General features: G+C 67.7%; 25 protein-coding genes. 10 read left to right on the top strand and 15 right to left on the bottom strand.

The window, feature by feature from the left end:
- Nucleotides 1-32 precede the first annotated feature (32 nt).
- Both AC07O3_RS24935 and AC07O3_RS24930 read left to right on the top strand, forming a co-directional pair.
- Nucleotides 33-497 (top strand): carboxymuconolactone decarboxylase family protein, encoded by a 465-nt coding sequence (locus AC07O3_RS24935; protein ID WP_097199729.1) that lies wholly within the window; start codon nt 33-35, stop codon nt 495-497.
- A 5-nt stretch (nt 498-502) separates the two neighbouring features.
- Nucleotides 503-823: a DMT family transporter gene (locus AC07O3_RS24930; RefSeq protein WP_093075413.1), complete on the top strand. Its 321-nt coding sequence runs from the start codon at nt 503-505 to the stop codon at nt 821-823.
- Nucleotides 824-841: 18 nt separating this feature from the next.
- Here AC07O3_RS24930 and AC07O3_RS24925 read toward each other — a convergent pair whose 3' ends face one another.
- On the bottom strand, nt 842-2,053 hold the full coding sequence (locus tag AC07O3_RS24925; RefSeq protein WP_495340578.1) for a D-amino acid dehydrogenase: 1,212 nt from the start codon (nt 2,051-2,053) through the stop codon (nt 842-844).
- 187 nt (nt 2,054-2,240) lie between these two features.
- Here AC07O3_RS24925 and AC07O3_RS24920 point away from each other — a divergent pair, with 187 nt between their 5' ends.
- The 5 genes from AC07O3_RS24920 (at nt 2,241) to AC07O3_RS24900 (ending at nt 6,256) form a co-directional block, all read left to right on the top strand.
- Nucleotides 2,241-3,131, top strand: a complete 891-nt coding sequence (locus AC07O3_RS24920) for a transporter substrate-binding domain-containing protein (RefSeq protein ID WP_093075407.1) — start codon at nt 2,241-2,243, stop codon at nt 3,129-3,131.
- A 31-nt stretch (nt 3,132-3,162) separates the two neighbouring features.
- On the top strand, nt 3,163-3,903 hold the full coding sequence (locus tag AC07O3_RS24915) for an aspartate/glutamate racemase family protein (protein ID WP_495340577.1): 741 nt from the start codon (nt 3,163-3,165) through the stop codon (nt 3,901-3,903).
- Nucleotides 3,904-4,005: 102 nt separating this feature from the next.
- Complete coding sequence (locus AC07O3_RS24910; protein ID WP_093075402.1) at nt 4,006-4,902, top strand: dienelactone hydrolase family protein; 897 nt, start codon at nt 4,006-4,008, stop codon at nt 4,900-4,902.
- A 121-nt stretch (nt 4,903-5,023) separates the two neighbouring features.
- A complete protein-coding gene (locus AC07O3_RS24905) occupies nt 5,024-5,914 on the top strand; it encodes a ZIP family metal transporter (protein WP_093049908.1) in 891 nt (296 codons plus the stop codon).
- Nucleotides 5,915-6,043: 129 nt separating this feature from the next.
- Nucleotides 6,044-6,256 (top strand): hypothetical protein, encoded by a 213-nt coding sequence (locus tag AC07O3_RS24900; protein WP_093049911.1) that lies wholly within the window; start codon nt 6,044-6,046, stop codon nt 6,254-6,256.
- 15 nt (nt 6,257-6,271) lie between these two features.
- Here AC07O3_RS24900 and AC07O3_RS24895 read toward each other — a convergent pair whose 3' ends face one another.
- The 8 genes from AC07O3_RS24895 to AC07O3_RS24860 are packed head-to-tail and all read right to left on the bottom strand — an operon-like array spanning nt 6,272 to nt 15,933.
- Nucleotides 6,272-7,729: an N-acyl-D-amino-acid deacylase family protein gene (locus tag AC07O3_RS24895; RefSeq protein WP_495340576.1), complete on the bottom strand. Its 1,458-nt coding sequence runs from the start codon at nt 7,727-7,729 to the stop codon at nt 6,272-6,274.
- Between the two features lie 22 nt (nt 7,730-7,751).
- Nucleotides 7,752-8,741, bottom strand: a complete 990-nt coding sequence (locus AC07O3_RS24890; protein ID WP_495340575.1) for an ABC transporter ATP-binding protein — start codon at nt 8,739-8,741, stop codon at nt 7,752-7,754.
- A complete protein-coding gene (locus tag AC07O3_RS24885) occupies nt 8,738-9,769 on the bottom strand; it encodes an ABC transporter ATP-binding protein (protein ID WP_495340574.1) in 1,032 nt (343 codons plus the stop codon). Before AC07O3_RS24885 ends, AC07O3_RS24890 begins: the two co-directional genes overlap by 4 nt.
- Nucleotides 9,770-9,779: 10 nt before the next feature.
- Nucleotides 9,780-10,682, bottom strand: coding sequence for an ABC transporter permease (locus AC07O3_RS24880; protein ID WP_093075394.1), 903 nt, complete (start codon nt 10,680-10,682; stop codon nt 9,780-9,782).
- A 19-nt stretch (nt 10,683-10,701) separates the two neighbouring features.
- Nucleotides 10,702-11,637, bottom strand: a complete 936-nt coding sequence (locus AC07O3_RS24875; protein ID WP_093049926.1) for an ABC transporter permease — start codon at nt 11,635-11,637, stop codon at nt 10,702-10,704.
- Between the two features lie 27 nt (nt 11,638-11,664).
- The gene (locus tag AC07O3_RS24870; RefSeq protein WP_495340573.1) at nt 11,665-13,236 is read right to left on the bottom strand and encodes an ABC transporter substrate-binding protein; all 1,572 of its coding nucleotides are present in this window, start codon (nt 13,234-13,236) and stop codon (nt 11,665-11,667) included.
- A 43-nt stretch (nt 13,237-13,279) separates the two neighbouring features.
- Nucleotides 13,280-14,731, bottom strand: a complete 1,452-nt coding sequence (locus AC07O3_RS24865; RefSeq protein WP_495340572.1) for a M81 family metallopeptidase — start codon at nt 14,729-14,731, stop codon at nt 13,280-13,282.
- A 44-nt stretch (nt 14,732-14,775) separates the two neighbouring features.
- Nucleotides 14,776-15,933, bottom strand: coding sequence for an NAD(P)/FAD-dependent oxidoreductase (locus AC07O3_RS24860; protein WP_495340571.1), 1,158 nt, complete (start codon nt 15,931-15,933; stop codon nt 14,776-14,778).
- A 203-nt stretch (nt 15,934-16,136) separates the two neighbouring features.
- Between AC07O3_RS24860 and AC07O3_RS24855 the strand changes: the two genes are divergently transcribed.
- The gene (locus tag AC07O3_RS24855; RefSeq protein WP_097199719.1) at nt 16,137-16,871 is read left to right on the top strand and encodes a helix-turn-helix domain-containing protein; all 735 of its coding nucleotides are present in this window, start codon (nt 16,137-16,139) and stop codon (nt 16,869-16,871) included.
- A gap of 4 nt (nt 16,872-16,875) precedes the next feature.
- On the opposite strand, the gene AC07O3_RS24850 is transcribed toward AC07O3_RS24855, so the two are convergent.
- The 5 genes from AC07O3_RS24850 to AC07O3_RS24830 are packed head-to-tail and all read right to left on the bottom strand — an operon-like array spanning nt 16,876 to nt 21,954.
- On the bottom strand, nt 16,876-18,066 hold the full coding sequence (locus AC07O3_RS24850) for a DUF5624 domain-containing protein (protein WP_307615772.1): 1,191 nt from the start codon (nt 18,064-18,066) through the stop codon (nt 16,876-16,878).
- Nucleotides 18,067-18,078: 12 nt separating this feature from the next.
- Nucleotides 18,079-19,155 carry a hypothetical protein gene (locus AC07O3_RS24845; RefSeq protein WP_495340570.1) on the bottom strand — a complete coding sequence of 359 codons (1,077 nt, stop codon included), beginning with the start codon at nt 19,153-19,155 and terminating at the stop codon, nt 18,079-18,081.
- Nucleotides 19,156-19,186: 31 nt separating this feature from the next.
- A complete protein-coding gene (locus AC07O3_RS24840) occupies nt 19,187-20,080 on the bottom strand; it encodes an amidohydrolase family protein (RefSeq protein ID WP_426391897.1) in 894 nt (297 codons plus the stop codon).
- Nucleotides 20,081-20,123: 43 nt separating this feature from the next.
- The gene (locus AC07O3_RS24835; protein ID WP_495340569.1) at nt 20,124-21,125 is read right to left on the bottom strand and encodes a Bug family tripartite tricarboxylate transporter substrate binding protein; all 1,002 of its coding nucleotides are present in this window, start codon (nt 21,123-21,125) and stop codon (nt 20,124-20,126) included.
- Nucleotides 21,109-21,954, bottom strand: a complete 846-nt coding sequence (locus AC07O3_RS24830) for an HpcH/HpaI aldolase family protein (protein WP_093171971.1) — start codon at nt 21,952-21,954, stop codon at nt 21,109-21,111. Before AC07O3_RS24830 ends, AC07O3_RS24835 begins: the two co-directional genes overlap by 17 nt.
- A 111-nt stretch (nt 21,955-22,065) precedes the next feature.
- Here AC07O3_RS24830 and AC07O3_RS24825 point away from each other — a divergent pair, with 111 nt between their 5' ends.
- Nucleotides 22,066-22,974, top strand: coding sequence for a LysR substrate-binding domain-containing protein (locus AC07O3_RS24825; protein ID WP_093075366.1), 909 nt, complete (start codon nt 22,066-22,068; stop codon nt 22,972-22,974).
- Nucleotides 22,975-22,984: 10 nt separating this feature from the next.
- Here the strand turns inward: AC07O3_RS24825 and AC07O3_RS24820 are convergent, their stop codons facing one another.
- Nucleotides 22,985-24,223, bottom strand: a complete 1,239-nt coding sequence (locus AC07O3_RS24820; protein WP_495340568.1) for an MFS transporter — start codon at nt 24,221-24,223, stop codon at nt 22,985-22,987.
- A 234-nt stretch (nt 24,224-24,457) separates the two neighbouring features.
- Between AC07O3_RS24820 and AC07O3_RS24815 the strand changes: the two genes are divergently transcribed.
- Nucleotides 24,458-25,726, top strand: a complete 1,269-nt coding sequence (locus AC07O3_RS24815; protein WP_495340567.1) for a glutamate carboxypeptidase — start codon at nt 24,458-24,460, stop codon at nt 25,724-25,726.
- The last annotated feature ends 18 nt before the right edge of the window (nt 25,727-25,744 follow it).

Genomic DNA, 25,744 nt, shown 5'->3' with positions numbered 1-25,744 from the left:
CTTTCCAACCAGCACGCACACAAGGACTCTTCATGAGCAATCGCATCGACTACGCAAAGATTTCGCCCGAGGTCTACAAGGCTTTCGGAGGGGTGTACATGGCCGTCCAGAAAAGCGGCCTGCCCAAGCAACTGGTCGATCTCGTCTACCTGCGGGTTTCGCAGATCAACGGCTGCGCCTATTGCATCGACATGCATTCGCGCGACCTGCTCAAGTCCGGCCTGGCGGTCGACAAGCTCGTGCTGGTTCCGGTGTGGCACGACGCGGGCGAAGTCTTCAGCCGCCGCGAACAGGTCGCGCTCGCCTGGGCAGAAACCGTGACGCGCGTCGCTGAAACCGGCGTTCCCGATGCGGACTACGAAGCCGCTGCCGCCGAGTTCAGCGACAAGGAACTGGCCGACCTCAGCTACGCGATCGGCCTGATGAACGCCTTCAACCGCTTCGGCATCACGTTCCGCTCGACGCCCGCTGCCACTGCCGCCGCTGCCAAGGCCTGAACGCCATGGCATGGGCATTACTCGGCGTTGCCGGCGTTCTTGAAATCGTCTTCGCCTTTGCGATGAAGTCGTCCGAAGGTTTCACGCGGCTGGTGCCCGCGCTGTTCACGGTCGCTGCCGGCCTGTCGAGCGTGGTGCTTCTTTCGCTCTCGCTGCGGACATTGCCGATGGGGACGGGCTACGCGGTGTGGACCGGCATCGGCGCCGCGGGCACCGCGATCGTGGGCATGGTGGTGCTGGGCGATTCGGCCGCACCGATGCGGCTGCTGTGCATTGCACTCATCCTGGCCGGCGTGATCGGGCTCAAGCTGGTCACCACCAGCTGAGAAGGAGGCAGGCTGCGCTCAGGCCTGCAAGGCCTGCCCGATCCGCAGCGCCGAGCCGAAGGCCAGCGTGAACCCCAGCGCGCCATGACCGGTGTTGAACAGCATGTTCGATGGCGCGCTCTCCAGCCGGCCGATGATCGGCAATCCTTTCGGCGTGGCGGGCCGCATGCCTGTCCACGGGTGCAGTTCCTCGAGCCGGCTCGCATGCGGGAAGAGGGCACGCGTCGCCGTTGCCAGCGTCTCGATGCGCGTCGCAGGAATGCTTGCGTCGTGCCCCACCAGCTCGGCCATGCCCGCCACGCGCAGGCGCGAGCCGATGCGCGCGAACACCACCTTGCGTGCGCTGTCGGTCACGTTCACGTGCGGCGCGGCGCCGGGCGACGGATCGACCTCCACGGTAATGCTGTAGCCCTTGAGCGGATACACCGGTAGATAGGCCCCCAGTGCGCGGCCCAGCTTGTGCGAGGCAGAGCCCAGCGCCATCACGAAGGCATCGGCCTCCACGTCGCCTTCGCTGGTGTGCACGGCCGCGATGCGGTTCTCGCTGCGCGCAAAGCCATGCACGTCGGCGCCGAGCATGAAGCGCACGCCGCGCGCGCTCAATGCCCGCATGAGCTCGGTGCACACCTTGAGGCAATCGGCCGCGCATTCGCTCGGCGTGTGCACGGCGCCCGCCATCTGGCCGCGGTAGCTTGCGAGCGCGGGCTCGATGGCGATGCATTCGTCAGGTGTTACCAGGCGCTGCTCGCTGCCCATGGCGCGCTGCAGTTCGAGCTGTGCGCGCGCACCTTCGAGCGAAGCCGAGCTGGCATACAGCACCAGCTTGCCGGTGGCCGAGAAATCGCAATCGGGTGCGATATCGGCGCGCATCGCCTCGAACTCTGTACGGCTCGATGCGGCCAGCGCCAGCAGCCTAGCCGTCGTGTCGCGCGAAGTCTGCGCGTTGCAGGCCGCGAGAAAGGCCATGCCCCAGCGCCATTGCAGCGGGTCGAGCTGCGGCTGCAGCTTGAGCGGCGATGTGGGCGACAGCAGCAGCTTGGGCAACTGCTTCCAGATCGACGGGTCGGCCAGCGGCTGCACGTACGAGTAGCTGAGCTGCGCGCCATTGCCGCCGCTTGCGCCCGCGCCAGGGGCGGCGCGGTCGATCACGGTGACCTGATGGCCCTGGCGTTCGAGCTGCCAGGCGGTGGCCAGGCCCACGATGCCGGCACCGAGCACACACACATGCATGGAGGCAACTTTCCGGAGATTGAGAACTTGAGCCGTGACTGTAGGCGCGCGCGGCTCCGGCCGGAAATGCCAAAAGAACCCCCGTCCATAACCTTTGGGCATGGGTCGGCTTTCAATTGGAATTGTTGTTTTGTTTCGCTGCTTCTTAAACTGGCCGCATGTTCAGTCCAACCGAATGAAGGCTCGCATGAAACTCCCCGTCCTCATGGCTTCCATGGCCGCAACGGTGCTCTTCAGCGCCACTGGCGCGCAGGCTGCCGACACGCTGGCCAAGATCGCCGAGTCCGGCAAGATCACGCTCTCTTATCGCGAGTCGTCGGTGCCTTTCAGCTATCTCGACGGCCCCAACAAGCCGATCGGGTTCTCGGTCGAGCTCTCCAACGCCGTGGTCGAGGCGGTGAAGAAAAAACTGAACAAGCCCAACCTGCAGGTCGCGCTCATGCCCGTCACCTCGCAGAACCGTATTCCGCTGATCACCAACGGCACGGTCGACCTGGAGTGCGGCTCCACCACCAACAACACCGCGCGCGGCAAGGACGTGGCCTTTGCCATCAACCACTTCTACACCGGCACGCGCCTGCTGGTGAAGAAGTCTTCGAAGATCAAGAACTACGCCGACCTCGCGAAGAAGACCGTGGCCAGCACCACCGGCACTACCAATGCACTGGTAATGCGCAAGTACAACACCGAGAAGAACCTCGGCATGGACATCGTGCTCGGCAAGGACCACGCCGATTCGTTCCTGCTGGTCGAGAGCGACCGTGCGGTGGCCTTCGCCATGGACGACATCCTGCTGTTCGGCCTGATCGCCAACGCCAAGACGCCGGCCGACTTCGAGGTGGTGGGCGATTCGCTGCAGGTCGAGCCCTATGCCTGCATGCTGCCCAAGGACGACCCGGCCTTCAAGAAGCTGGTCGACGACACCTTCGCCGGCCTGATGAAGAGCGGCGAGTTCGAGAAGCTCTACAACAAGTGGTTCATGCAGCCGATCCCGCCGAAGAACGTGCCGCTGAACCTGCCGATGAGCCCGCAACTGAAAGAGAACCTGAAAGCTCTCAGCGACAAGCCCGCGACCTGATCCAGGCGCGACGAGAAGATAAGAAAAGGACATGGCAGTGACGCAGGTGGTCGGCATTCTTGGAGGCATGGGCCCCGCGGCGGGCGCCGACTTCGTACGGCTCTTCGTGCTGGCCTGCGCGCAGCAGATGCGTGCGCGCGGCGAGCCGGTGCGCGACCAGTCCTTTCCTGAACACTGGCTCGCGCAGGTGCCGGTGCCCGACCGTACCGACGCACTGGCTTCGGCGGAACAGGGCGCACACCAGCCGCTGGAGCCGATGCTGCAGGCGCTGGGCCGGCTGGCCGCGCTCGGCAGCCGGGCCGTGGCCATCGCCTGCAATACCGCGCATGCATGGCACGCCAACCTGCAGGAGCGCTTTCCGCAGGTCGAGCTGCTGCACATGGCGCGCGAAACCGCGCAACAGCTGGCCGGGCAGGGCACGACCAGCGTCGCGCTGATGGCCACCGAGGGCACCTACCGCGTGCGCCTCTACGAACAGGCGCTGGCCGAAGCGGGCCTGGGCTGCCACGTGCCGACGCTGGCGGAGCGCCACACCATCACGCGCGGCATCTTCGACGGCGTGAAGGCCGGCAACATGCAGCTCGCCGAGCAATGCTTTTCCGATGTGGCACTGCGGCTGGCCGAGCGCCATGGCCCCGTCACCATCATCATGGGCTGTACCGAAGTGCCGCTGGGTCTGCAGGGTTCGGCCGCGGTGGCGGGCCTCGACCTCGTCGACCCCGCGCAGGTACTGGCCGCGGCGCTGGCCCGGCGGGCCTACCAACCCCACTGAAACCAGGGGACATAGAGGCAGGAGTCGATTTCGCCTACATTGCGGCGTGCGTTTTTGATAGCGCAACGCCCCTTGTCCGACGATCCAACTGGAGCCCTTCCCATGCCCCTCGACGACAGCCGTTCCGACTTCGATTCGCTTCGCCCCGGCGAGAGCACCGAGCAGGGCGCCACGCGCCGCACTGCACTCAAGGCCGCCATCGGCGTGGGCTATGCCGCCGCCGTGCTGCCGGTGGCCGCGCAGACTGCCATCAGCACCTCGGCCGAAGGCCTGAAGGCCGGCCCGATCAAGTACACCGTCAACGGCTTCGATGTGCCCGCCTACGCTGCGGCACCCGCCGGCAAGACCGGCCTGCCGGTGATTCTGGTGATCCAGGAAATCTTCGGCGTGCACGAGTACATCGCCGACACCTGCCGCCGCTTCGCCCAGCTCGGCTACCTGGCCATCGCGCCAGAGCTGTATGCGCGCCAGGGTGACCCGCGCGGCTACACCGACATTCCCAAGCTGCAGGCCGACATCGTCAGCAAGGTGCCCGACGCACAGGTGCTGGCCGACCTCGACGGCGCGCTGGCCTATGCCAAGGCCAACGGCGGCGACACCAGCAAGGCCGGCATCACCGGCTTCTGCTGGGGCGGGCGCATCGTGTGGCTGTATGCCGCCACCGGCAAGGTCAAGGCGGGCGTGGCGTGGTACGGCCGGCTGGTCGGGCAGCCCAGCGAACTGACGCCGAAGCACCCCATCGACATCGCCGCCAGCCTGCAGGCGCCGGTGCTTGGCCTGTACGGCGGAAAAGACCAGGGGATCCCCCTTGACACGGTTGATAAGATGAAAGCAGCTCTGGCCACTGGAACCCCGGCGGCCAAGGCGTCGAGCTTCGTCGTGTACCCCGAAGCAGGCCACGCATTCCATGCCGACTACCGCCCCAGCTACGTCAAGAGCGCAGCGGACGACGGCTGGCAACGTGCCACGGCCTGGTTCAAAGCCAATGGCGTCGCCTGAACGCGGCGCCCTGTAGCCACCCCCGCCGAAGGCCGTCGAATGACGGCCTTTTCTCTTTTTATGAACGGACAACGGCCTTGTTGAAACAGTTTCAGCGGCCGCTCCTCTTGCGCAAGCAGCTATGAATTTGATAGTCATCATCGCGGCGACCCTGGTTGCCGGTATCGGAAGCGTCTGGCTCGCGGCCCTCCTGCTGAAGGTGGGCGTGCGCAGCGGCTCGGGCGGCGTGAACCCGCAGCATCTGCTGAGCCTGGCAGCTGGCGCGCTGCTTGCCACGGCGTTCATGCATCTGCTGCCCGAGGCGTTCGAGAGCCGCATCGAGCCCGCGCTGCTGTTCGCGGTGCTGTTGTTCGGGCTGGTGTTCTTCTTCCTGCTCGACAAGGCCGAGCTGTGGCACCACGGGCACGAACATCACCATGGCGACGAGAAGAGCGCGCACGAGGGGCACGACCATGACCACGGGCACTCGCATGGCCACACGCACGACCACGGCCCCCGAACCGGTGGCTGGGCCGTGCTCACAGGCGACAGCGTGCATTGCTTCGGCGACGGCATCCTGATCGCCTCGGCCTTCACCGCCGACCTGCGCCTGGGCCTGGTTGCCGCCATCGCGGTGCTGGCGCACGAAATTCCGCACCACATCGGCGACCTCGTCGTGCTGCGCCAGAGCTCCGCCAACCAGCGCGCGGCGCTGGTGAAGGTGTCGCTCGCTGGCACCATGACCGCGCTGGGCGGCATCGCGGGCTGGTGGCTGGTCGACCAGCTGCACAGCTGGCTGCCGTACTTCCTGGTGCTGGCCGGCAGCAGTTTTGTCTACGTGGCGCTGGCCGACCTGATTCCGCAGCTGCAGAAGCGCCTGCCGGCACGCCAGACCGCCGCGCAGATCCTGTGGCTGGCCGCGGGCATCGTGCTGGTCACGCTAGTGAGCCGGCTGGCGCATGGCGAGCATGGGCACGACCACGGCCACGACGACCCGGGCCACGGGGAGCACGGCCACGTGCACAAGGACTGACGGTCGGTCAGCCGGTTAGCGAATCCCGCGGGAAACTTTCCGACACCGACGCTGCGCGCCGGATGAACCGGAACGGCCGAAACAGGCGCACCATAGGGGGTCTGTCAGAAATCAGCCGAGGAACCGATCATGAACACCATCGACGCCACCGCGCGATCCGCCTCGCCCGCCGAAGACGATGAGGACGACACGCCCGCCGATGACTTCGAGGAGCAGGACAGCGACGTGTCCGACGACCTGTCGGAGGAAACGGGCATCGATCTCACCGATGCGAGCGAACTCGATGCCGACAACGTGCCAGCCGACGAAGAGTTCGACCGCGTGATGAACGCTCCGGACTGAGCCTGCTCAAGCCATTCAGGCAGTCTCGCGCCGCGTGATCACCTGTCCGTTGCGCACCCCGCAGTGCGACCCATCGCGCCAGGTCACGGCGCCATTCACGATCACCGCATCGATGCCCTCTGCCGGCTGCATCGGCGTTTCGTAGTTCGCGGTGTCGCGCACCGTCGCGGCGTTGAAGATCACCACGTCGGCATGGTGGCCCGGCTTCAGCGTGCCGCGCTCGTGCAGGCCGAAGTTGCGCGCCGTGAGCCCCGTCATCTTCCACACTGCCGTCTCCAGAGGGAACAGGCCGATGTCGCGGCTGTAGTGGCCCAGCACGCGCGGAAAGGTGCCCCACAGGCGCGGATGCGGCTTCTCGCCCAGCGGAATGCCGTCCGAGCCGATCATGGTCTCGTCGAACGCGAGGATGCGCTGCACGTCGTCCTCGTCCATCATGAAATAGATCGCGCTGCCGGGCTGCAGCCGCCTGGCCGCCTCTTCGCCCGACACGCCCCATCCGGCTGCAATGTCTTTCAGGTCGCGGCCTGCGCATTCAGGGTGCGGCACGCTCGATGCGATGAGCACGCGGCCTTCCATCATTCCGCGGTCGGTGCGGATCATGGTGGAGCCGGCCGTGTACGGGTAGCAGTCGAGCCCGATGCACTGGTGCTGCATCGCTTCCTTGATGAACGGCAGCGTGACTTTCGTCTTGCCGAAGTTCTGCGTGTTCTGCACCTTGTGGTGCGACACCACCACCGGAATGTCGAGCGCGCGGCCGATGTGGAAGGTTTCTTCCAGCGACTCCATCACGCGGTCGCTCTCGTCGCGCATGTGGGTCACGTACAGCGCCTTGCGCGATGTGAGCGGGCGGCCGACTTCGATGATCTCCTCGGTCGTCGCCTTCACGGCCGGCGGATAGAAAGTGCCGGTCGACAGGCCGATGGCACCGGCCTGCATCGCCTCTTCGACCAGCGCTTGCATGGCCGTGATCTCGATGTCGTTCGCGGGCCGGTCGAGGTCGGCCATGACCACGGCGCGCAAGGTCGAATGGCCCACCATCGCCGCCACGTTCACCGATGAGGGCATGGCGCGCAGCGCATCGAGGTACGCCGCGAAGGTGGTGAAGCGGCCTTCCGCCGGCGAGTCGAGCAGGCTCAGCGGCATCGGCAGGTCCATGTCGGCGCGCAGCGGTGCGGCGCTGATGCCGCAGTTGCCCGCCACCACCGTGGTCACGCCCTGCGACACCTTGAACGGCATCTGCGCCTGCGACAGCACGGCCTGGTCGTCGTGCGTGTGCGAGTCGATGAAGCCGGGCGCGACGATGCGGCCGGTGGCGTCGAGCGTCTGTTCGGCCGTGTGGCCCGCGAGCTTGCCGATGGCGGCGATGCGGCCGTTCACGATGCCGACGTCGGCATCGAAGCGCGGCGCCTTGGTGCCGTCGATTACGGTGCCGCCGCGGATCAGCAGGTCGTAGTGGGGAGGTTTTTCGGACACGGAAAGATCCTTTCTTTCTTCTTCAGCGGAAATGGCAGGCAACCCAGTGGCTGCCGTTCGCGGACGACGGCCGCTCGGTCAGCTCGGGCGTCTTCTCCTTGCACACGGCCTGCGCCATTGGGCAACGCGTGTGGAAGCGGCAGCCCGAAGGCGGGTTGGCGGGGCTCGGCGGATCGCCCTGCAGCAGCATGCGGCGTGCGGGCGTGCGTGGGTTGGGCACGGGCACGGCCGACAGAAGAATCTCGGTGTACGGATGCAGCGGCGAAGAGAACAGCGTGTCGCGGTCGGCAATCTCCACGATGTGCCCGAGGTACATCACTGCCACGCGATGGCTGATGTGGCGCACCACAGCAAGGTCGTGCGCCACGAAGAGATACGCGATACCGAACTCGGCCTGCAGGTCCATCAGCAGGTTGACCACCTGCGCCTGCACCGACACGTCGAGCGCCGACACCGGCTCGTCGCACACGATCAGCTTCGGGTTCAGTGCCAATGCACGCGCAATGCCCAGCCGTTGTCGCTGTCCGCCCGAGAACTCGTGCGGAAACTTCTTTGCCGCCTCGGGCCGCAGCCCAACGCGCGAGAACAGCCACTGCACGCGCTCGCGCCGTTCCGCTGCCATGCCCATGCCGAAGTTTCGCAGCGGCTCGGCCACGATGTCTCCGGCTGTGAGGCGCGGGTTCAGCGAGGCATACGGGTCCTGAAAAATAATCTGCAGCTGCCGCCGGCGCATGCGCATGTCCTCGGCGGACAGCGTCAGCAGCTCCTCGCCTTCGAGCTCCACCGAGCCCGAGGTCGGCTCGACCAGCCGCATGACCGACTTGGCCGTGGTCGTCTTGCCGCAGCCCGATTCGCCGACCAGCGACAGCGTTTCGCCGCGTGCAACAGAGAACGACACGCCATCGACCGCCTGGATCGAAGGCCTGGCCGGCCGCAGCCAGCGCTTGGGCGAGATGTAGTGCTTGCGCAGGTTGCGCACCTGCAGCAGTGGCGTTGCAGCGGTCGTCGTCATGCAGCCATCTCCTCGGTACCTGCCCAGTGTTCTTCGACTGCAAAGCACGCCACCACATGGTCGCCGCCCTGCTGCACGAGCTGCGGCGTCTCGATGCGGCAGCGTTCGCGCGCATGGCTGCAGCGCGCCGCAAAGGCGCAGCCGCGCCCCAGTTCGTGTGCGGCCGGCACCAGCCCCGGAATCTCGGTGAGCCGCGTACTCGCGGTGTTCATCGCGGGCATCGAGGCCATCAGTGCACGCGTGTAGGGGTGCAGCGGGCGGTCGAACAGATCGATCACGTCAGCCTCCTCGACCTTCTTGCCGGCATACATCACGACCACGCGGTCGCAGCTTTCGGCCACCACGCCCAGGTCGTGCGTGATCATCACCACGCCCATGCCCAGCTCCTTCTGCAGGCGCCTGATGAGGTCGAGGATCTGCGCCTGGATCGTCACGTCGAGCGCCGTCGTCGGCTCGTCGGCGATCAGCACTTCGGGGTTGCAGGCCAGGGCCAGCGCGATCATCACGCGCTGGCGCATGCCGCCCGAGAGCTGGTGCGGGTACTCGTTCACGCGTCGCTCGGGCTCGGGGATCTGCACCACGCGCAGCATTTCGACCGCGCGCTTCATCGCATCGGTGCGGCTGGCCTTCTGGTGCAGCTGCACCGTCTCTGCGATCTGCCGGCCCACGGTGAGCACCGGGTTCAGCGATGTCATCGGCTCCTGGAAGATCATCGAGATGCGGTTGCCGCGAATCTGCCGCATCTCGCGTTCGCTGAGCTGCATCAGGTCGGTGCCGCGCAGCCGCACCGCGCCCATGTGGCGTCCGGGCGGTGTAGGCACCAGCCGCAGGATCGACAGCGCCGTCACGCTCTTGCCGCAGCCCGATTCGCCGACCACGCCGAGCGTGCGGCCCGCGCGCACCGTGTACGAAACCCCGTCGACCGAGCGCACCACGCCCGCCAGCGTGTGGAAGTGCGTGCGCAGGTTGTCGACTTCGAGCAGAGGCTCGCCGGGGGCGAGAGCGGTGTGGGACATGGTGATCGTCATGACATGTCCTTCACAGCTGCCGTGCCAGGCGCGGGTCCAGCGCATCGCGCAGACCGTCGCCCAGCAGGTTGATCGCCAGCACCGTCGCCGCCAGCAGCAGCCCCGGGTACAGGATGATGTGGAACGCCACCGTCACGAAGTTGCGCCCCTCGGCCATCATGTTGCCCCAGCTCGGCGTCTGCGAAGGCACGCCCACGCCGAGGAATGAGAGCGCGGCCTCGGTCAGCACGGCGGCCGCCGCCACGAAGGTCGCCTGCACCACCAACGGCGCCACGATGTTCGGCAGCACGTGGCGCACCAGGATCACCGGCAGCCGCGTGCCTACCGCGTGTGCTGCCTCCACGAACAACTGCTCGCGCAGCGTGAGCGCAAGCGATCGCACCAGCCGCACCACGCGCGGAATCTCGGGCACCGTGATGGCGATGATCACCGTCGTCAGGCTGGCGCGCGTCACCGCCATGAGCGCGATGGCCAGCAGGATGCCGGGAATGGCCATGAGCCCGTCCATCACCCGCATGATCGGCCCGTCCGCCCAGCGCACGAAGCCCGACACCAGTCCGAGCGCGATGCCGAAGAAGGTGGCCAGCACCGCGACCGCGGCGCCCACGATCATCGACACGCGCCCGCCCCACACGGCGCGGCTGAACACGTCGCGGCCCAGCGCATCGGTGCCGAACCAGTGCTCGCCGGAGGGCGGCTGCATGCGCGCGAGCGGGTCGATGTCCTGCGGATCGTGCGTGGCGATCCACGGCGCGGCAATGGAGAGAATGGCCACCGCAATCAGCAGCAGCGCACCGATGATCAGCGTCGGGTGCTTGCGCACCCAGCGCCAGCGCGGCGGCACGAAAGGGGCTTCGTCGTCGGCCGCGGCGTCGGGTGTCTGGATGGTGTTCAAGGGAAGGACCGTGGACATTGCGTGGGGTTCTTCTTCATCAGTACTGGATGCGCGGGTCGAACAGGCGGTAGCTCAGGTCGATCAGCAGGTTGATCAGCACATACACCCCCGCCGAGAGCAGCAGCACGCTCTGGATCACCGGGTAGTCGTGCCGCTGCACCGAATCGATCACGAGCCGGCCCACGCCCGGAATGGCGAACACCGTTTCGGTGACGACCACGCCGCCGATCAGCAGCGCGATGCCCGCGCCGACGGTGGTTGCGATGGGAATGGCCGCGTTGCGCAGCGCATGCCCCAGCACCGGCAGCACGCCCAGGCCCTTGGCGCGCGCGGTGCGGATGTAGTCCTCGTGCAGCACTTCGAGCACGGTGGCGCGCGTCATGCGCGTCACCAGAGCGATGTACACCAGCGCCAGGTTCACGCAGGGCAGCACCAGCGACCGCAGCCACTCGCCCGGGCCCTCGGCAAAGTGCACATAGCCCTGCACCGGAAACCACGGCAGCTGGACCGCGAAGCTGTAGACCAGCAGGTAGCCGACGAGGAACACCGGCACCGAGAAGGCCAGCACCGCGAACAGCATCACCAGCCGGTCGATCCAGCTGCCAGCTCGATGCGCCGCGAGCGTGCCCAGCGGCACCGACACCACCAGCGTGATGAGCATGGTCAGCGCGGCGATCGACACCGTCGGCTCCAGCCGCTGCCCCAGCAGCTGCGCCACCGGCATCTGCGTGAAGATCGAGGTGCCGAGGTCGCCGGTGAAGAGCTTGCCGACCCACAGCGCGAACTGCTGCCACAGCGGCAGGTTCAGGCCGAGCGCGGCGCGCAGCTTCTCGATGTCCTCGGTGGTTGCAAGGTCGCCCGCGATGAGCGCGGCCGGGTCGCCGGGCGACAGGTGGATCAGCAGGAACACCACCACGGCCACCACCGCCATGACGGGGAGCGTCGAGAGAAAGCGTCGAACGATGTAGCCCATGGCGATGCCTTGTGCTGGCGCTTCGTCTTACTTGTCGAGTACCCAGACCGTCGGCAGGCCGGCCCAGAGTTTGTCCAGCCCCTTGAGGCTGGCGCGCGCGGCGAACGCGGCCGAGTACTGGCCCGCGTTGATGTACGGCACGGCTTCGTAGGCGCGGCGCTGGAAGGCGTCGAGCAGCTCCTTGCGCTTGGCCGGCACAGTCTCTTTCAGCCATGCGGTGCGCAGCTCGTCGAGCGGCTTGTCGCAGGGCCAGCCGGGCAGCGTGTTGCCGCACGCCGCGCCCAGGTAGGCATTGGCGATGGGCGAGTTGGCGTCGAACTCGCCGGCCACGGTGACGTACATGTTCCAGCCACCCGCGTCGGCCGCGTCGCGCTTGGCACGGCGCGCGCCGATGGAGGCCCAGTCCATGCTCTGCGCATCGACGTTCAGGCCGATGCTCTTCATGGTCTGCGCGGCCATCAGCGCCTCGGCGTTGAGGTAGGGCACGTCGCTGGGCACCATCAGCACCACCTTCTCGCCCTTGTAGCCGGAGGCTGCGAGCAGCTGCTTGGCCTTGGCCACGTCGGCCTTGCGGTAGGGGTCGGCGCCGGCGGCCGTGTCGTTGGGGCTGCCGCAGATGAAGTAGGTGGCGCAGTAGGCCATGCGCATGTCCAGCGGGAAGCCCATGGCCGCCACGAAGCGTTCCTGGCTCACGGCCTGCAGCAGTGCCTGGCGCACCTTCGGGTTGTCGAAGGGCGGATGCAGCTGGTTCATCACCAGGAAGCCCTGGTAGGTGCCGAAGGCGCCGATCTTCACACTGGTGTCGGTGCGCAGCGGCGCGATGTAGTCGGGAGGCAGTTGTTCGATGAGGTCGACCTCGCCGCGCTTCAGGGCGGCCACCGCGCTGTTGGCGTCGGGCAGGTAGAGCCATTCGACGCGATCGAAACTGCTCTTCTTGCTGCCCGACAGGCCGCTCGGCGGTTCGCTGCGCGCCACGTAGTTGGGGTTGCGCACGAACACCGTCTTGTTGCCCGGCACCCACTCGTCGCGCTTGAAGATGAAGGGGCCTGAACCAAGCACCTCGGTCAGCGGCGCGGTGGCCGGCATCCTGGCCAGCCGCTCGGGCAGGATCACCGGCGGAAAGCCCGAGGGCTTGGCCAGTGCCTCGAGCACCATGCCGAAAGGCTCGTTGAGCGTGAGCGTGAAGCTGCGCGCATCGGTTGCCTTCCACTCGGCGCCGCTCGCCACCATCGCGCGGCCCAGGCTGTCGCGTGCGGCCCAGCGCTGCAGCGAGGCGATGGCGTCGGCCGAAGTCACGGCGCTGCCGTCGGAGAACTTGAGGCCCGGGCGCAGCGTGAAGCTCCACTGCTTGCCGTCTTTCGAGGTCGTGTACTTGTCGACCATCTGCGGCTGGGGCTTGCCGCTCGAATCCTGCGCGAACAGCGTGTCGTAGACCATGTAGCCGAAGTTGCGCGAGATGTACGCCGTGGTGAAGGTCGGGTCGAGGATCTTCAGGTCGGCGTGCGCCACCACCTTCAGTGTCTTGGGAGGCGGCGTCTGGGCGAACGCCGGGAGAGAAAGCACCAGGGCAGCGAGGGCGGCAAGCGTTCGTCGTTTCATCGTCGGTTCTCCGGTCGGGGGCGAAGGAAAGAAAAAGAGGAGGTCAGGCGGCGACGCCGATCGGCCACTTGGGCAAGCGGGCCTTGCGGTACGGCAGCGTGTTCAGGTCGAGCGTCACGGCGCCCGGTGCGCCCGCGTAGATGACGTGCTTCGCCACCTTGGAGTACGACGCATAGAAGTGCTGAGACGACTTCACGACGATGATCTTCTTCGCGGCGAGGTCGCAGCCCAGCTGTGTGAACAGGTCAGTGCCCATCGCCTGGTTGCGCAGCGTGATCAGCACGATCTCGATGCCGTTCGCCTCGATCAGCGCGCTGTCGCCCATCAGTGTGGGCGTGCCGGCCAGGCCCGTCATCACCAGGTCGTGCTTCAGCGCCTTCACGGTGCAGTCGAGGTCCAGCGGATCGCCAGAGAGCGGGCTGATCTTGCCGCCGATGCGCATCTGCAGCCTGGCGCCCACGCCTGCGTCGAATGCGATGCGCACCGCGATCGGGTCCCACAGCGGGCCCAGCGCCGCGTTGGTGATGCCGCGCTCGACCATGCGGCGCAGGATGAAGGTGGAGTCGCTTGCCGCGCCGCCGCCGGGGTTGTCCGCACCGTCGGACAGCACCACCGGGCCGCCGTCGAAGGCCAGCGCTTCGTCGAGCGAGGCATCGATGCTCGGGTAGTTCACCGTGAGGCCGTCGCGCATGGCGATGACCTCGTCGGCGAGCTGGCGCGCAAGAGCGTCGGCCTGGGCCTGGTTGCCGTCTGTGTAGACCAGCACCTTGGTGCCCATCTCGGGCACGTCGCCCCACGAGAAGCCGTGCGTGAGCGAGACCGACAGCACGCCGTTCTTGCCCTCGAGCGACTGCATGCGCTCGACGAAGCCGCGCGCCGGCTGGCGCGAGGTATGGACGGTGACGATCATGTCGCAGTCGACCACCGCGGCCACCGGCTTGACCTTGCCTTCGACCATGGCGGCGCAGATGTCCACCAGCTCCAGCCCGCGTTCGAGCACGTCGGTGTGCGGGTACTCCTTGAACGAGATCATCAGGTCCGAGTTCTTCACCATCGCGGGCGTGAGGTGGTTGTGCGGGTCGAGCTCCGCGCCGATCACCACGCCGGGCCCGACGATCTGCCGCACGCGCGCCAGCAGGTCACCTTCGCAGTCGTCGTAGCCGTCGGCCACCATCGCGCCATGCAGGCCGAGCAGCACCATGTCGACCGGCAGCACCGCGCGCAGGTCGGCCAGCAATTCGTCGCGCAGCGTTTCGTAGGCGTGGCGCGTGGTGGTGCCACTGGGCTGTGCGCCGGCCACCATGCCTTCGAAGAGCGTCCAGCCCTTGTCGGCGCCGCGCATGCGTGCGGCCCACAGCGGGCCCGAGAACAGCGTCATCGCTTCGGGGTGCTTGCCGGCGGGGAAGTAGCCGCGGTCCTTGAAGGAGGCGAGGCCGGTTGGCATCGGGCCGAAGGTGTTGGTTTCGGTGGCGAGGGAGGCACTGAAGACGCGCATGGTGATGTCTCGTGGGTTGGATGTGTTTGTTATTGGGGGCGTGGTCAGGCGGTGGCCGTGCGCAGCCGCTGCGGGCCCAGCATCCCGGCCGTAAGCCCGAAGGAGGCGATGCGCTCCGGCAGCGGCAGTCCGCGTGCCAGCGCGGCGCAGGCCTCGCCCATGGCGGCCGAGGTCTGGATGCCGTAGCCGCCTTGCGCCGCCACCCAGAAGAAGCCGGGCACGCCGGGCTCGAAGCCGCCCACCAGGTCGCCGTCGGCCACGAAGGAGCGCAGGCCGGCCCAGGTGCGCGTGGGGCGGCGGATGGTGAGCGTGGTCGCCTCCTCGATGCGGTGCATGGCGATGGCGATGTCCATCTCTTCGGGCTGTATGTCCTGCGGCTCGACCGGGTCGGCATTGGCCGGCGAGCCGAGCAGCATGCCGGCGTCGGGCTTGATGTACCAGCCCTCGTCTGCGCCGAACACCATGGGCCAGTGCGCGACGCTCTGGCCCTCGGGCGGCGCGAAGATGAAGGCCGAGCGCCGGCGCGGCTCGATGCCCAGCGGCGGCACACCGGCCATGCGTGCGACGGTGTCGACCCATGCGCCCGCCGCGTTGAGCACCACGGGCGCCTCGTACACGGCGCCGCCGGCCTCCACGCGCCAGCGCTCGCCCACGCGTTCGATGGCCGTAACGCCGGCATCGCACACCAGCTTGCCGCCGGCGCGCCGCATGCCGCGCAGGTAGCCCTGGTGGATGGCGTGCACGTCCATGTCGGACGCGTCGGGTTCGTACACCGCGCCCATCACCTGCTCGGGGCGCAGCGCCGGCACCATCTCGCGGGCCTGCTCGCCGCTCAGGCGCGAGGCGCCGGTGTCCATGGCGCGCAGCACCTCCCAGTGGGCTTCGAGCTCGGCCATGTGCCCGGCGCCCGCGACCATCATCGCGCCGCGCGGCGTGAGCAGCGGGTGCTCGGAGAAGCCTTCGGGCGGATGTTCGAGGAAGGCGCGGCTCGCCATGGTGAGGGCGCGCACCTGCGGCGTGCCGTAGCTTTCCATGAAGAGGGCGGCGGAGCGGCCGGTGGAGTGATAGCCCGGCTGCGACTCGCGTTCGAGAAGGATCACGCTGGCATGCGGTGCGAGCCAATGGGCCACCGAAGCCCCGGCGATGCCGCCGCCGATCACGAGGAAATCTGCCACGACGGGCGTTGGGGTGCTGGAAGTCATCGGCAAAAAGTGTAGGTAGAAATTTGCGGATACGCAAATTGATTTGGTGGCACCAAGGGGAAACCATGGTGCACCGCTTCGGTGAAATTTGCGTCAACGCAATTTGCGTATACGCAACTTCCGCGCCCGAGTCACGCGGGTTGGCATGGATGGCGCACTGCCCGGCTGGCAGAATCCACTTGCATCACAAGAGAAAGCCAAGCGTGAATCCACACACAGGGACCAGGACGGCAACGAAGCCGAAGGACGAGCCGCCCACGCTGGACCGCACCACTTTCGGTCATCGCCTGCGCAGCGCGCGCAAGCGTTTCGGCTGGACGCTGGCACAGCTGGCCGAGCGCTCGGGCGTGTCGATCACCACCATCTCGCGCGCCGAGCGCGGGCAGCTCGCGTTGGGTTATGAAAACTTCACCGCGCTGGGCCGTGCGCTCGAGATGGACATGAACGCGATGTTCGCGGGCGCAGGCGTCAAGCCCGCGCAGCTCGACGGGCCGGTGGTCACGCGCGCAGGCAAGGGCGTGGTGTACCGGGGGCTGTCGATTGCCTACGAGTTCCTCGGCACCACGGCGGCGGGCAAGCAGATGAGCCCCATCGTCGGCACAGTGCATGCGCGGCGCATCCACGGGCCGGAAGACTTCGTGCGGCACGCGGGCGAAGAGTTCGCCTATGTGCTGTCGGGCGAGATCGAGGTGCACTTCGACAACGGCGAAGTGCTGCACATGGCGCGCGGCGATTCGCTGTACTTCGACAGCCGCCTCGGCCATGCGTACATCAGCGTGAGCCGGCAGCTCGCGCGGATCGTGGGCATGACCATCGGCGAGAGCCGGCACATGCAGTCCGCGCGCGAGGGCGAGGCGCGCAAGGCGCCGGCGCCGGCCAAGCCTGCGGCACCCAAGACCGTGAAGGCCAAGGCGCCAGCAAGCAGAAAGGGCGCCTAGCCCCTCAGGAGAAATACGCGGGGTAGTCCGTGCCGTCCAGGCCCGGCACTACCGCCTTCAGCGGATCGTTGCCATTGCCCTGCAGCTGGTCCGCCGCATAGTCGGTAACGCAACCCGCCAGCAGCTGCCGCGGGTCTTCGAGGATCACGCGCATGCGGGTGTTGAGCGCATGCCAGTCCTCCGGTCCGCCGATGGCGGGCATCTCGCTGACTTCGGTGGTGTCGGGCTGCAGCACCGGCCGGCCGCCGCGCCCGGGGGCGAAGCGCGGGTAGCCCTCGTACATCATCGGCCCCAGGTCGCTCATGGCCCGCGTGGCCCACCAGAGCTTGCGCATCGGCGCCTCGTGGGCAGACACGGCCGGCAGGTCGACGGGGTAGGTGAAGGTGGGCGCCGGTGCATGCGGTGCGATGTACACGCGCTCCAGCGGCAGCGCATGGTGCGACGAGGCGAGGATCATCGAGCACACGGCGTTGGTGCTCCAGGTAACGCCCGCGGTGGGGCGGCCCTGCCTGCCCACGATCAGCACCATTGCGTTCGCCCAGTCGATGCGGTGGCGCTCGAACCATGCGATCACGCGGTGCCCGGTGTCCAGGCCGACAAGGAAGAAGGTGGCGATCATCACCTTGTTCATCGGCACGCTCGCGCCGATGGCATCGCCCGTGGCTTCGAGGTAGTGCGTGCGCAGGTCGGCGGCAGTGAGGGTCTCGGGGTGGGCGAGGGCACGCGCGATGTAGCGCTCTGTGACTTCGCAGGCGTAGTGCACCATGTTCGCGATGGCCGTCTCGCGGCCCCGATAGGCGGGCACCGCAATGTCGTCGCGCCAGAGCGCCACACTATTCGCTTCGCGCGCGGCCACGGTGGCGGCGAGCAGGCGTTCGGTTTCGCTGCGCCACAGCGTGCCTTCGGGGTCGAGCTCGCGCAGTCGCACCAGCGAGGCCAGCGCGGGGCCAAGGTGCGACACCGCCGCCAGTTCCTTGAAGCCGCGCGTCGTGAGCCGGTAGCCCTCGACCTCGGGTGGCCTGCCCCTGCCGGGAAACAGGATGAAGTCGGCCGCCGTGGCAACGATCAGCGCCGCGTCGGGCGCGGCCTCGGCGGTGGCGTGCGTCATCTTCGCGCCGATGCTGTCGGCGCTCGCGGTGTAGGTCTCGAAGAGGCGCAGGAATTCGGGGCTCTGGAAATTCGGGTTTGCCGTCATGGTGGCTCCTGTCTATGCGCCGAGCCGGTACACCTTGCTCGGCGTGCGAAAGCGGATGTCGGCGCCGAGGCTGTTGGTCACCACCAGGTAGGCGTGGCCGTTGTCCTCGAAGGCGCAGGCGTCGGTGCCGCCGGAGGTCGGAAACTCGCGCTGCGGCACCAGCTTGCCGTCGGCGAAGCGGTAGCCAACCGAGGTCAGCGAGGTAACGGGCGCCTCGCGGCTGCCGAGCAGGAAGTTGATCTGCACCAGCTCGCCACCCTGCGCATCTTCGCGCCAGACAAACTCGCGCCCGCCGGGGCCGCTCAGCGTCTGGTGCGCGACGAAGCCGGTGCCGTTCCAGCGCAGCAGCACGGTGTCGTCGTGCAAGCAGGCGAAGGCCAGCCAGGCCTCGCCCTGTGCCTCGAAGAACTGGAAGGCGCGGCCGGTCTTGCCGTCGAGCAGCTGGAAGTCTTCGAAGCGCGTGCCGTTCCACAGCATGACGCGCGAGCGCGCCACGTGGTCGGCATAGGCCAGGAAGCGCTGCCCGCCAATCTCGAAGAACGCGAAGTTGTAGCCCCAGGTCGAGTCGATGACCTGGAACTCCGCGAAGCACTCGCCGTTCCATTCGTAGATGGCCGACTTCGACGGATTCCGGGCCTCGGTGCCTTCCATCGCCACGCCTTGTGCGAGCGCCAGAAAGTGGCGTTCGCCGATGGTGAAGTGCGTCCATTGCTTGGCCGCGAAAGTGGGCACGCGCTGGAACTCGATGAATGCGCCGTCCTTCAGTTCGAAGATGACCGAGTCGACGTTGAGCTCGTACGGACCGGCTCCCGACTTCAGGCTGGCGGTGGCCAGGAAGGCGCGGCCGCCGATCCCGAAGAACTCCGCGTCTTCTCCACCTGGCACGGGCAGTCGCGTGTGCGGCACGAAGGTTTCGTCCTGCCAGCGGTACACCAGCGCATCGATATCGCTGTTGCCCACGGTGATCATCGCGGGCTGCCCCGGCACGTCGACTGCGAGCTGCGGCACGACGAGGTAGCGCGTGCCGCCGTGAATGAAGGTCTCCGCTGCGCGCGCGCCGGAGGTGTCGAGGTCCTGGATGTTTTTCATCGCGGTCGTTCTTTCGTTCGGCATGCGCACCTTACTGCGGAATCGGCGCAAAGCCGAACAGCCGCGCCGGGTTGTCCACCAGGATGCGCTGGCGCGCCGGTGCGTCGGGCGCCCACGGCGCGAGCAGGTTCAGCAGTTCGCCGGTGTCGCGCGCGCCGTCGGGAATGTGCGGCCAGTCGCTGCCCCAGATGGTGCGTTCGGGCAGGGCGTCGACGATGGCGTGCGCCAGCGGGCGCAGCTTCTCGAAGTTGCCGTCCTTGGCCACGCGGTAGGGGCCGGAGAGCTTCATCCAGCCGCGCCCGTCGGCCAGCACCCGCAGCAGGCGGTCGAAGTCCTGCCGCGTGAGGCCGTCGCTCTCGAGCATGTAGCCCATGTGGTCGATGACGAAGTCGGCATCGATGTCGCCCAGGTACGGAATGAGGTCGCGCACCACCCAGCCCGGCGTGTAGAACTGCAGGTGCCAGCCCAGAGTCTTCGTCATGCGCACGCTGCGCTGGATGTACTGCACCAGCTCGGCGGTCGGCAGGCCCGAGCGCAGGAACAGGTCGAGTCGCAGCGCGCGCACGCCGCGGCGGTGCATGTCGTGCAGCGTCTCTTCGGTGACGCTGTCGGCCACCATGGCCACGCCGCGCGCGCGTTCGCCGGCGATGTCCAGGGCGTCGAGCATGCAACGGTTGTCGGTGCCGTAGAAGCTGGGCTGCACGATCACATAGCGCGCCAGGCCCAGCGACTCGCACATGGCGTCGAGCTTGGTGAGCGGGCCGTCGGGCAGCGTGTAGTGCGGCTGGTCGACGTGCGGATAGCGGTCTTCGCTTTCGAACACGTGCACGTGCGAGTCGCAGGCGCCGGCAGGCACGGTGAAGGCGGGGCGCGCCAGCGTTTCGGGCGCGCGCATGGGCGTGGAAGTGAGGATCTGGGAACTCATGATGTCGAAGGAAAAAAGATGAAAGGAAAAAATCGATGAAGGCTCATTCGAGCGAGATACCGCCGGCGGCAATCAGCCGGCGGTTGCGCTCGAGTTCGGCGGCGACGGTGCGGCGCATCGTCTCGGCGTCGGGCGTGACCGGCGCGAAGCCCTGCGCCTCGAGTGCCTTGAGCGTCTCGGGCCGGGCCAGCACCTCGCGCAGCGCCGCAGTGGCACGCTGCCGCGCAGCCGCCGGCACGCCTGCCGGCAGCACGATGCCGACCCACGAGCGGTAGGTGTAGTTGCGCAGCGCGTCGATGCCGGTCTCCGTAAAGCTCGGCACCGCGGGCAGCGCAGCCCAGCGGGTCGATGCCGTGGCGGCGAGCGCCCGCGCGCGGCCGTTTGCCACGAAGGGCACGATGGGCGAGGTGACGTAAGCCATCATGTCGACTTCGCCTGCGATCAGCGCATTCATCGCCTGCGCCTCGCCCTTGTAGGGCACGTGCCGCGCCGTGATGCCGAGCGTGTGCAGCAACTCCTCGGTCTGCAGGTGCAGGCTGGTGCCGACGCCGAAGGAGCCGTATGTCAGCGCGCCGGGGTGTGCTTTCGCATAGGCCACGAGCCCTGGCATGTCGGTCACGGGCAGGTCGGCGCGCACCGCCAGCACGCCGTCGTTGAAGGCGACGATGCCGAGCGGATCGAAGTCCTTGAGCGGGTCATAGCCCGCCGCCTTGTCGACCACCGGATTGACCGATGCGATGGAAGGCGAGACCGCAATCAGCGTGTGGCCGTCGCGTGCGGCCCGCAGAGCCGCCTGCACGCCGATCTTGCCGGCGGCCCCGCCCTTGTTCTCGACCACCACCGGTTCCCCCAGCACGGAAGACAGGCCCTGCGCCACGATGCGGGCGACGCGGTCGATGGGGCCACCCGGCGGCGTCGGCACGACGAGGGTCGTCGCTCCTTGTGCAACCTGGGCGAGCGCAGGGCCGGGCAAGGCCAGCGTTCCGAACAGCAGCGCGAGCACGGCGCCTGTGCGGCGCAGGGCTGCTTCAGCGCACGACCGCATCGCCGTTCTCCACACCGACCGAACTCAACGCCTTCGCGACGCGCTCGTGCGCGGCGGCCAGCAGCATGTCGGTGTCGATGCCGGTCATGAGGAAAGGTGCTGCACCACGGTGTACCAGCTCGGCCGAGTAGGCCGCGTCGGCGATGCCGCCGATGGCGAGCGGCTTTCCCACGCGCAGGCAGGCGGCCAGCGCAGTCTCGTGCGCGGCGCGTACCAGCGGGTGCTTGAAGTCACCGGCCACGCCCAGCTCGGCGCTCAAGTCGTTGGTGCCGATGCCCACGATGTCGATGCCCGGCACCGCGGCGATGCGCTCGATGTTCTCGATGCCCAGCGGGCTTTCGATCAGCACCTTCAGCGCGGTGGCCCGGTTCATGGCGACGTTGAAATCCGCCGCGGCCATCTTGCGATAGCCCACGTGCGGCAGCGTGCCGATGGCCGAGCGATGGCCCAGCGGCGGAAAGCGGCAGGCGGCCACGAGGTCTTCGGCCTGTGCCACGGTCTCGATGCGCGGCGCGATGATGCCGCCCGCGCCGCCGTCGAGCAGCCGGCCGATCACGCCGTACTCGCGCTCCGGCACACGCACGAAGGGCATGAGGCCGATGTCCATTGCGGCGGCACAGATCTGCACGGCCGCGTCGATGGCGATGCTGCTGTGCTCCAGGTCCACCCAGATCGCGTGGTGGCCGCTGGCCTTGGCGATGCGTGCGATGTCGGGCGTGCGCGAGGCGCGGATGCCCAGTGCCGCCACCGGCAGGCGCTGGCGCAGGCGGCTCACGACGAGGTTGGTCGATGCGGCGTCGGCGGACGCCGTTGCGCTGTCTTGCACCATGTGGGCTCTTCCTTTGTCTCTGTGGTTGTAAAGGTGTGAAGGGATGCTAGAGAATGGGTGTCATATCCGGAAATACCGGATTCGGATTGCATTCGATACGCTGGAGATATCGTGGAACTTCGACACCTGCGCTACTTCGTTGCCGTGGCGGAAGAACTCAACTTCACCCGCGCCGCGGAACGCCTCTACATGGCACAGCCGCCCCTGAGCACGCAGATTCGCGGGCTCGAAGAAGAGCTGGGGGTGCAGCTTTTCGAGCGCGACAAGCGCCGCGTGTATCTCACGCAGGCCGGGCGGCACTTTCTCGACCGGGCGCGCACCATCCTTGCCTCGGTGCAGAGCGCGAAAGACGAAGTGCAGAGCGCCGCAGCGGGCGAGGTCGGCAAGCTCAACGTGGGCTTCACCGCTTCGTCGATGCTCACGACGGCGCTGCCATCGGGCATTCGCCAGTACCGCGCGAGCTTTCCGGCGGTCGAGCTGCAGTTGCGGGAAATGGCGTCGATGCATCAGCTCGACGCCATCAATGCCCGCGAGCTCGACCTCGGCGTGCTGCGCAAGCCCAACGTGAGCATTCCGGTGGGCGTGACCATCGAGGAGTGGTACTCGGCGCCGCTGGTCGCGGCGATGCCGCAGCAGCACGTGCTCACGCGTGGCAAGGGCATCCACATCCGCGAACTGAAGGACGTGCCGCTGATCGTCTATCCGCGCGACGCGGGCATCGGCCTGTACTGGAAGGTGCAAGAGCTGTGCGCCAAGGCGGGCTTCCGCCCGGCGGTGATGCACGAGACGCGGGAGGCCTCGACCATGGTCGGGCTGGTGGCTGCGGGCTTCGGCGTGGCCATCGTGCCGGCCGACACGCAGTGCATCCAGCTCGAAGGGGTGCTGTACAGCCGCATCCTCGACAAGGACGCGGTGTCGAGCCTGTATCTGGGCTACCGCGATGCAGACGCCAATCCGCACCTCGACAGCCTGTTGCGGCTGTTGCGCGGCACGCAGGTCGCGTCGAGCCGCAAGCGCTGACGACGATCTGTCAGCCGCCCGGCTTGCGGTACGCGATCCAGCCCAGGGCCGCCGCAGCGATGAAGGCCGGGATCGCGGCGAGCAAGAACAGCTGCCCCCACGGCAACTTCGCACCCACCAGCAGCCCACCGACCAGCGGCCCCACGATGGAGCCGATGCGGCCGACGGACATCGACAGCCCCACGCCGGTTGCGCGCACGCTCGCCGGGTAGTAGTGCACGCACAGCGCGGGGATGTTCATCTGTCCGCCGATCACCAGCAGGCCGATGGCGAACACCAGGCAGAAGGCGGCGACCTCGCTGCCGACGATGTGGAAGCCAAAGAAGGGCACGAGCGCAGCGCCCAGCGCCAGGCACAGCGCCACCGGTCCGAAAGGGCTGCGCCGCGCCACCACGAAGGACATGGCGAAGGCCCCGGCCACGCCGCCCACGTTGAGCATCACGCCGGCGAGCGCGGAGCGCTGCGGGCTCATGCCGTTCATGGCGAGCACGCTGGGCGTCCAGCTCAGCAGGAAGTAGCTGACCAGCAGGATCATGAAGGCCGCGGTGGCGATGAGCACCGTGCCCGGGCCGCGCCCTTCGGCGACGAGCTCGGCCAGTGGGCGCCTGGCATGGGCGGGGCTTGCGTCCGCTGCCGTGGTGCTCGTGTGCCCCGACTCGGATATTGCGAACACCAGCGGCAGCAGCGCCAGCGCGAGCGTGCCGCCGCCGATGAAGATGCCGCGCCAGCCCACCGACTGCATCAGCGCTGCCGTGATGGCGCCACCGGCCACGGCCCCGATGGGAAAGCCCAGGAACATGCGCGAGACCGTCGCGCTGCGTTGGTCCGGATGCGCATGCTCGGCCGCCAGCGCCGAGATGGTGGGAATCGCGCCGCCGAGGCCGATGCCCGAGAGAAAGCGCCACAGCATCAGCTGCTCCGGGCTGGCCGATGTCGCGCTCAGCAGGATGAAGCCGCCTGCCACCAGGATCGAAGCAAGCAGCAGCCGGCGCCTGCCGAAGCGGTCGGCCGCCGCACCCACGGTGAGTGCGCCCACCACAGCGCCCGCGAAGCTCACGGCGAACACCTTGCCGAAGGCGCCAGGCGGCATTCCCCATTCCCTGGAGATGAGCGGTGCGACGAAGGACAGCATCAGCGTGTCGTAGCCGTCGATCAATGCGATCAGGAAGCAGACGACGATCGAGAAGCGGCTGGCGTAGGGGAGGGCGCGTGGCGGGCGGCTGGCCCCGGCGAGTGGAAGCGATGACATGTTTTTGTCTCCTGATGGATGCAGCTGCTCTTTGGCGCTGATGCGGCCGATGCTAGGAGCCGCCATGCATATCCACAAATACATTTTCCGGAATGCATTGCGGTAGCTTTTGCGTATGGAGCCCTGCGGCGGACCAGTCGGGCAAACCCTGTCGTTGCCGTGTCTCCGATTTGCTCGCCCGGCACGAGCGCGTGGCTATGCTGTGTGCCGTCATTCACTCCCGAGAAAAACACCATGACTTTGCGTTTGTCCTCCTTCCCGCTTCGCTCCATGGCCCTGGCCTGCGGCCTCGCGCTCGGCGCTGCCGCCGGCGCGCACGCCGCGCCCGATGCGAAGTTGCTCGCCGCCGCCGAGAAGGCGCAGCCCGCGGTGATCGACAACCTCAAGGAGATGGTGCTGATCGAATCGGGCAGCCTCAACGTCGACGGCCTGCTCAAGATGGCCGACGTGGTGGAAGGGCGCCTGAAGGCCGCCGGCTTCAAGACCGAGCGCCGCAAGGCCACGGCCGGCGCGGGCGCCGACCTCGTGATCGGCACGATCAAGGGCACGGGCAAGCGCAAGATCATGCTGCAGGGCCATATGGACACGGTGTATTCACCGGGCATCCTGAGCAGCCAGCCCTACAAGGTCGACGGCAACCGTATCTACGGCCCCGGCATAGCCGACGACAAGGGCGGCCTGGCCGTGATGATGGCCTCGCTCAAGATCCTGGCCGATGCCGGCTGGCGCGACTACGACACGCTCACTGTTGTGATGAACCCCGACGAGGAAGTGGGCTCGGTCGGTTCCGGCGAGCTGATCGCCACGATGGCCGACCAGCACGACACGGTGCTGTCGTTCGAGCCGACGGTGGCGAAGTCCGTGGTCAAGGGCGAGTCGCTGCTGCTGGGCGCGGCCGGTATCGCGCAGGCCACGATGGAAGTGAAAGGCCGCGCGGCACACGCCGGCGCCGCGCCCGAACTGGGCCGCAACGCGCTGTACGAGCTGTCGTACCAGATGCTGCAGACCAAGGATCTCGCCAAAGACATCCCGGGCGTGACGCTCAACTGGACCGTGGCGCGCGCCACGGGCCCGATCAACCAGATCACCGAGAAGGCGCAGGCGCTGGGCGATATCCGCATCACGCAGCCCGGCGCCGAGAAGAAGCTCAACGAGGCGCTGCAGGCGAAGATCGCGGCCGGCAAGCTGATTCCCGACACCGAGACCACGGTGAAGGTGGAAGTGGGCCGCCCGGCCTTCATCGCGGGCGACAAGGGCCGCGCGCTGGCCGAGAAGGCGCAGGCCATCTACAAGGAAATCGATCGCGACCTCGCGCTGACGCCGATGACCGGCGGCGGCACCGACGCGGGCTATGCGGGCCGCTCGGGCAAGGCCACGGTGGTCGAGAGCTTCGGCCTCGCGGGCTTCGGCTACCACGCGCGCGACGAGTACATCGAAGTCGACTCGATCGTGCCGCGCCTCTACCTCGTCACGCGGCTGCTGACCGAGATCGGCAAGAACTGATAGACGCCGCCCGGCGGC

The sequence above is a fragment of the Variovorax sp. GW821-FHT09D05 genome, from assembly GCF_059416325.1.
Note: the sequence above shows the minus strand (reverse complement) of the source record. Positions and strands in the feature narration are given on the sequence as shown.

Coding starts and splice junctions, on each gene's coding strand:
- AC07O3_RS24935 (WP_097199729.1), top strand. CDS start 33: ATGAGCAATCGCATCGACTACGCAAAGATTTCGCCCGAGGTCTACAAG.
- AC07O3_RS24930 (WP_093075413.1), top strand. CDS start 503: ATGGCATGGGCATTACTCGGCGTTGCCGGCGTTCTTGAAATCGTCTTC.
- AC07O3_RS24925 (WP_495340578.1), bottom strand. CDS start 2,053: ATGCATGTGTGTGTGCTCGGTGCCGGCATCGTGGGCCTGGCCACCGCC.
- AC07O3_RS24920 (WP_093075407.1), top strand. CDS start 2,241: ATGAAACTCCCCGTCCTCATGGCTTCCATGGCCGCAACGGTGCTCTTC.
- AC07O3_RS24915 (WP_495340577.1), top strand. CDS start 3,163: ATGGCAGTGACGCAGGTGGTCGGCATTCTTGGAGGCATGGGCCCCGCG.
- AC07O3_RS24910 (WP_093075402.1), top strand. CDS start 4,006: ATGCCCCTCGACGACAGCCGTTCCGACTTCGATTCGCTTCGCCCCGGC.
- AC07O3_RS24905 (WP_093049908.1), top strand. CDS start 5,024: ATGAATTTGATAGTCATCATCGCGGCGACCCTGGTTGCCGGTATCGGA.
- AC07O3_RS24900 (WP_093049911.1), top strand. CDS start 6,044: ATGAACACCATCGACGCCACCGCGCGATCCGCCTCGCCCGCCGAAGAC.
- AC07O3_RS24890 (WP_495340575.1), bottom strand. CDS start 8,741: ATGACGACGACCGCTGCAACGCCACTGCTGCAGGTGCGCAACCTGCGC.
- AC07O3_RS24885 (WP_495340574.1), bottom strand. CDS start 9,769: ATGACGATCACCATGTCCCACACCGCTCTCGCCCCCGGCGAGCCTCTG.
- AC07O3_RS24880 (WP_093075394.1), bottom strand. CDS start 10,682: ATGTCCACGGTCCTTCCCTTGAACACCATCCAGACACCCGACGCCGCG.
- AC07O3_RS24875 (WP_093049926.1), bottom strand. CDS start 11,637: ATGGGCTACATCGTTCGACGCTTTCTCTCGACGCTCCCCGTCATGGCG.
- AC07O3_RS24870 (WP_495340573.1), bottom strand. CDS start 13,236: ATGAAACGACGAACGCTTGCCGCCCTCGCTGCCCTGGTGCTTTCTCTC.
- AC07O3_RS24865 (WP_495340572.1), bottom strand. CDS start 14,731: ATGCGCGTCTTCAGTGCCTCCCTCGCCACCGAAACCAACACCTTCGGC.
- AC07O3_RS24860 (WP_495340571.1), bottom strand. CDS start 15,933: ATGACTTCCAGCACCCCAACGCCCGTCGTGGCAGATTTCCTCGTGATC.
- AC07O3_RS24850 (WP_307615772.1), bottom strand. CDS start 18,066: ATGACGGCAAACCCGAATTTCCAGAGCCCCGAATTCCTGCGCCTCTTC.
- AC07O3_RS24845 (WP_495340570.1), bottom strand. CDS start 19,155: ATGAAAAACATCCAGGACCTCGACACCTCCGGCGCGCGCGCAGCGGAG.
- AC07O3_RS24840 (WP_426391897.1), bottom strand. CDS start 20,080: ATGAGTTCCCAGATCCTCACTTCCACGCCCATGCGCGCGCCCGAAACG.
- AC07O3_RS24835 (WP_495340569.1), bottom strand. CDS start 21,125: ATGCGGTCGTGCGCTGAAGCAGCCCTGCGCCGCACAGGCGCCGTGCTC.
- AC07O3_RS24830 (WP_093171971.1), bottom strand. CDS start 21,954: ATGGTGCAAGACAGCGCAACGGCGTCCGCCGACGCCGCATCGACCAAC.
- AC07O3_RS24820 (WP_495340568.1), bottom strand. CDS start 24,223: ATGTCATCGCTTCCACTCGCCGGGGCCAGCCGCCCGCCACGCGCCCTC.
- AC07O3_RS24815 (WP_495340567.1), top strand. CDS start 24,458: ATGACTTTGCGTTTGTCCTCCTTCCCGCTTCGCTCCATGGCCCTGGCC.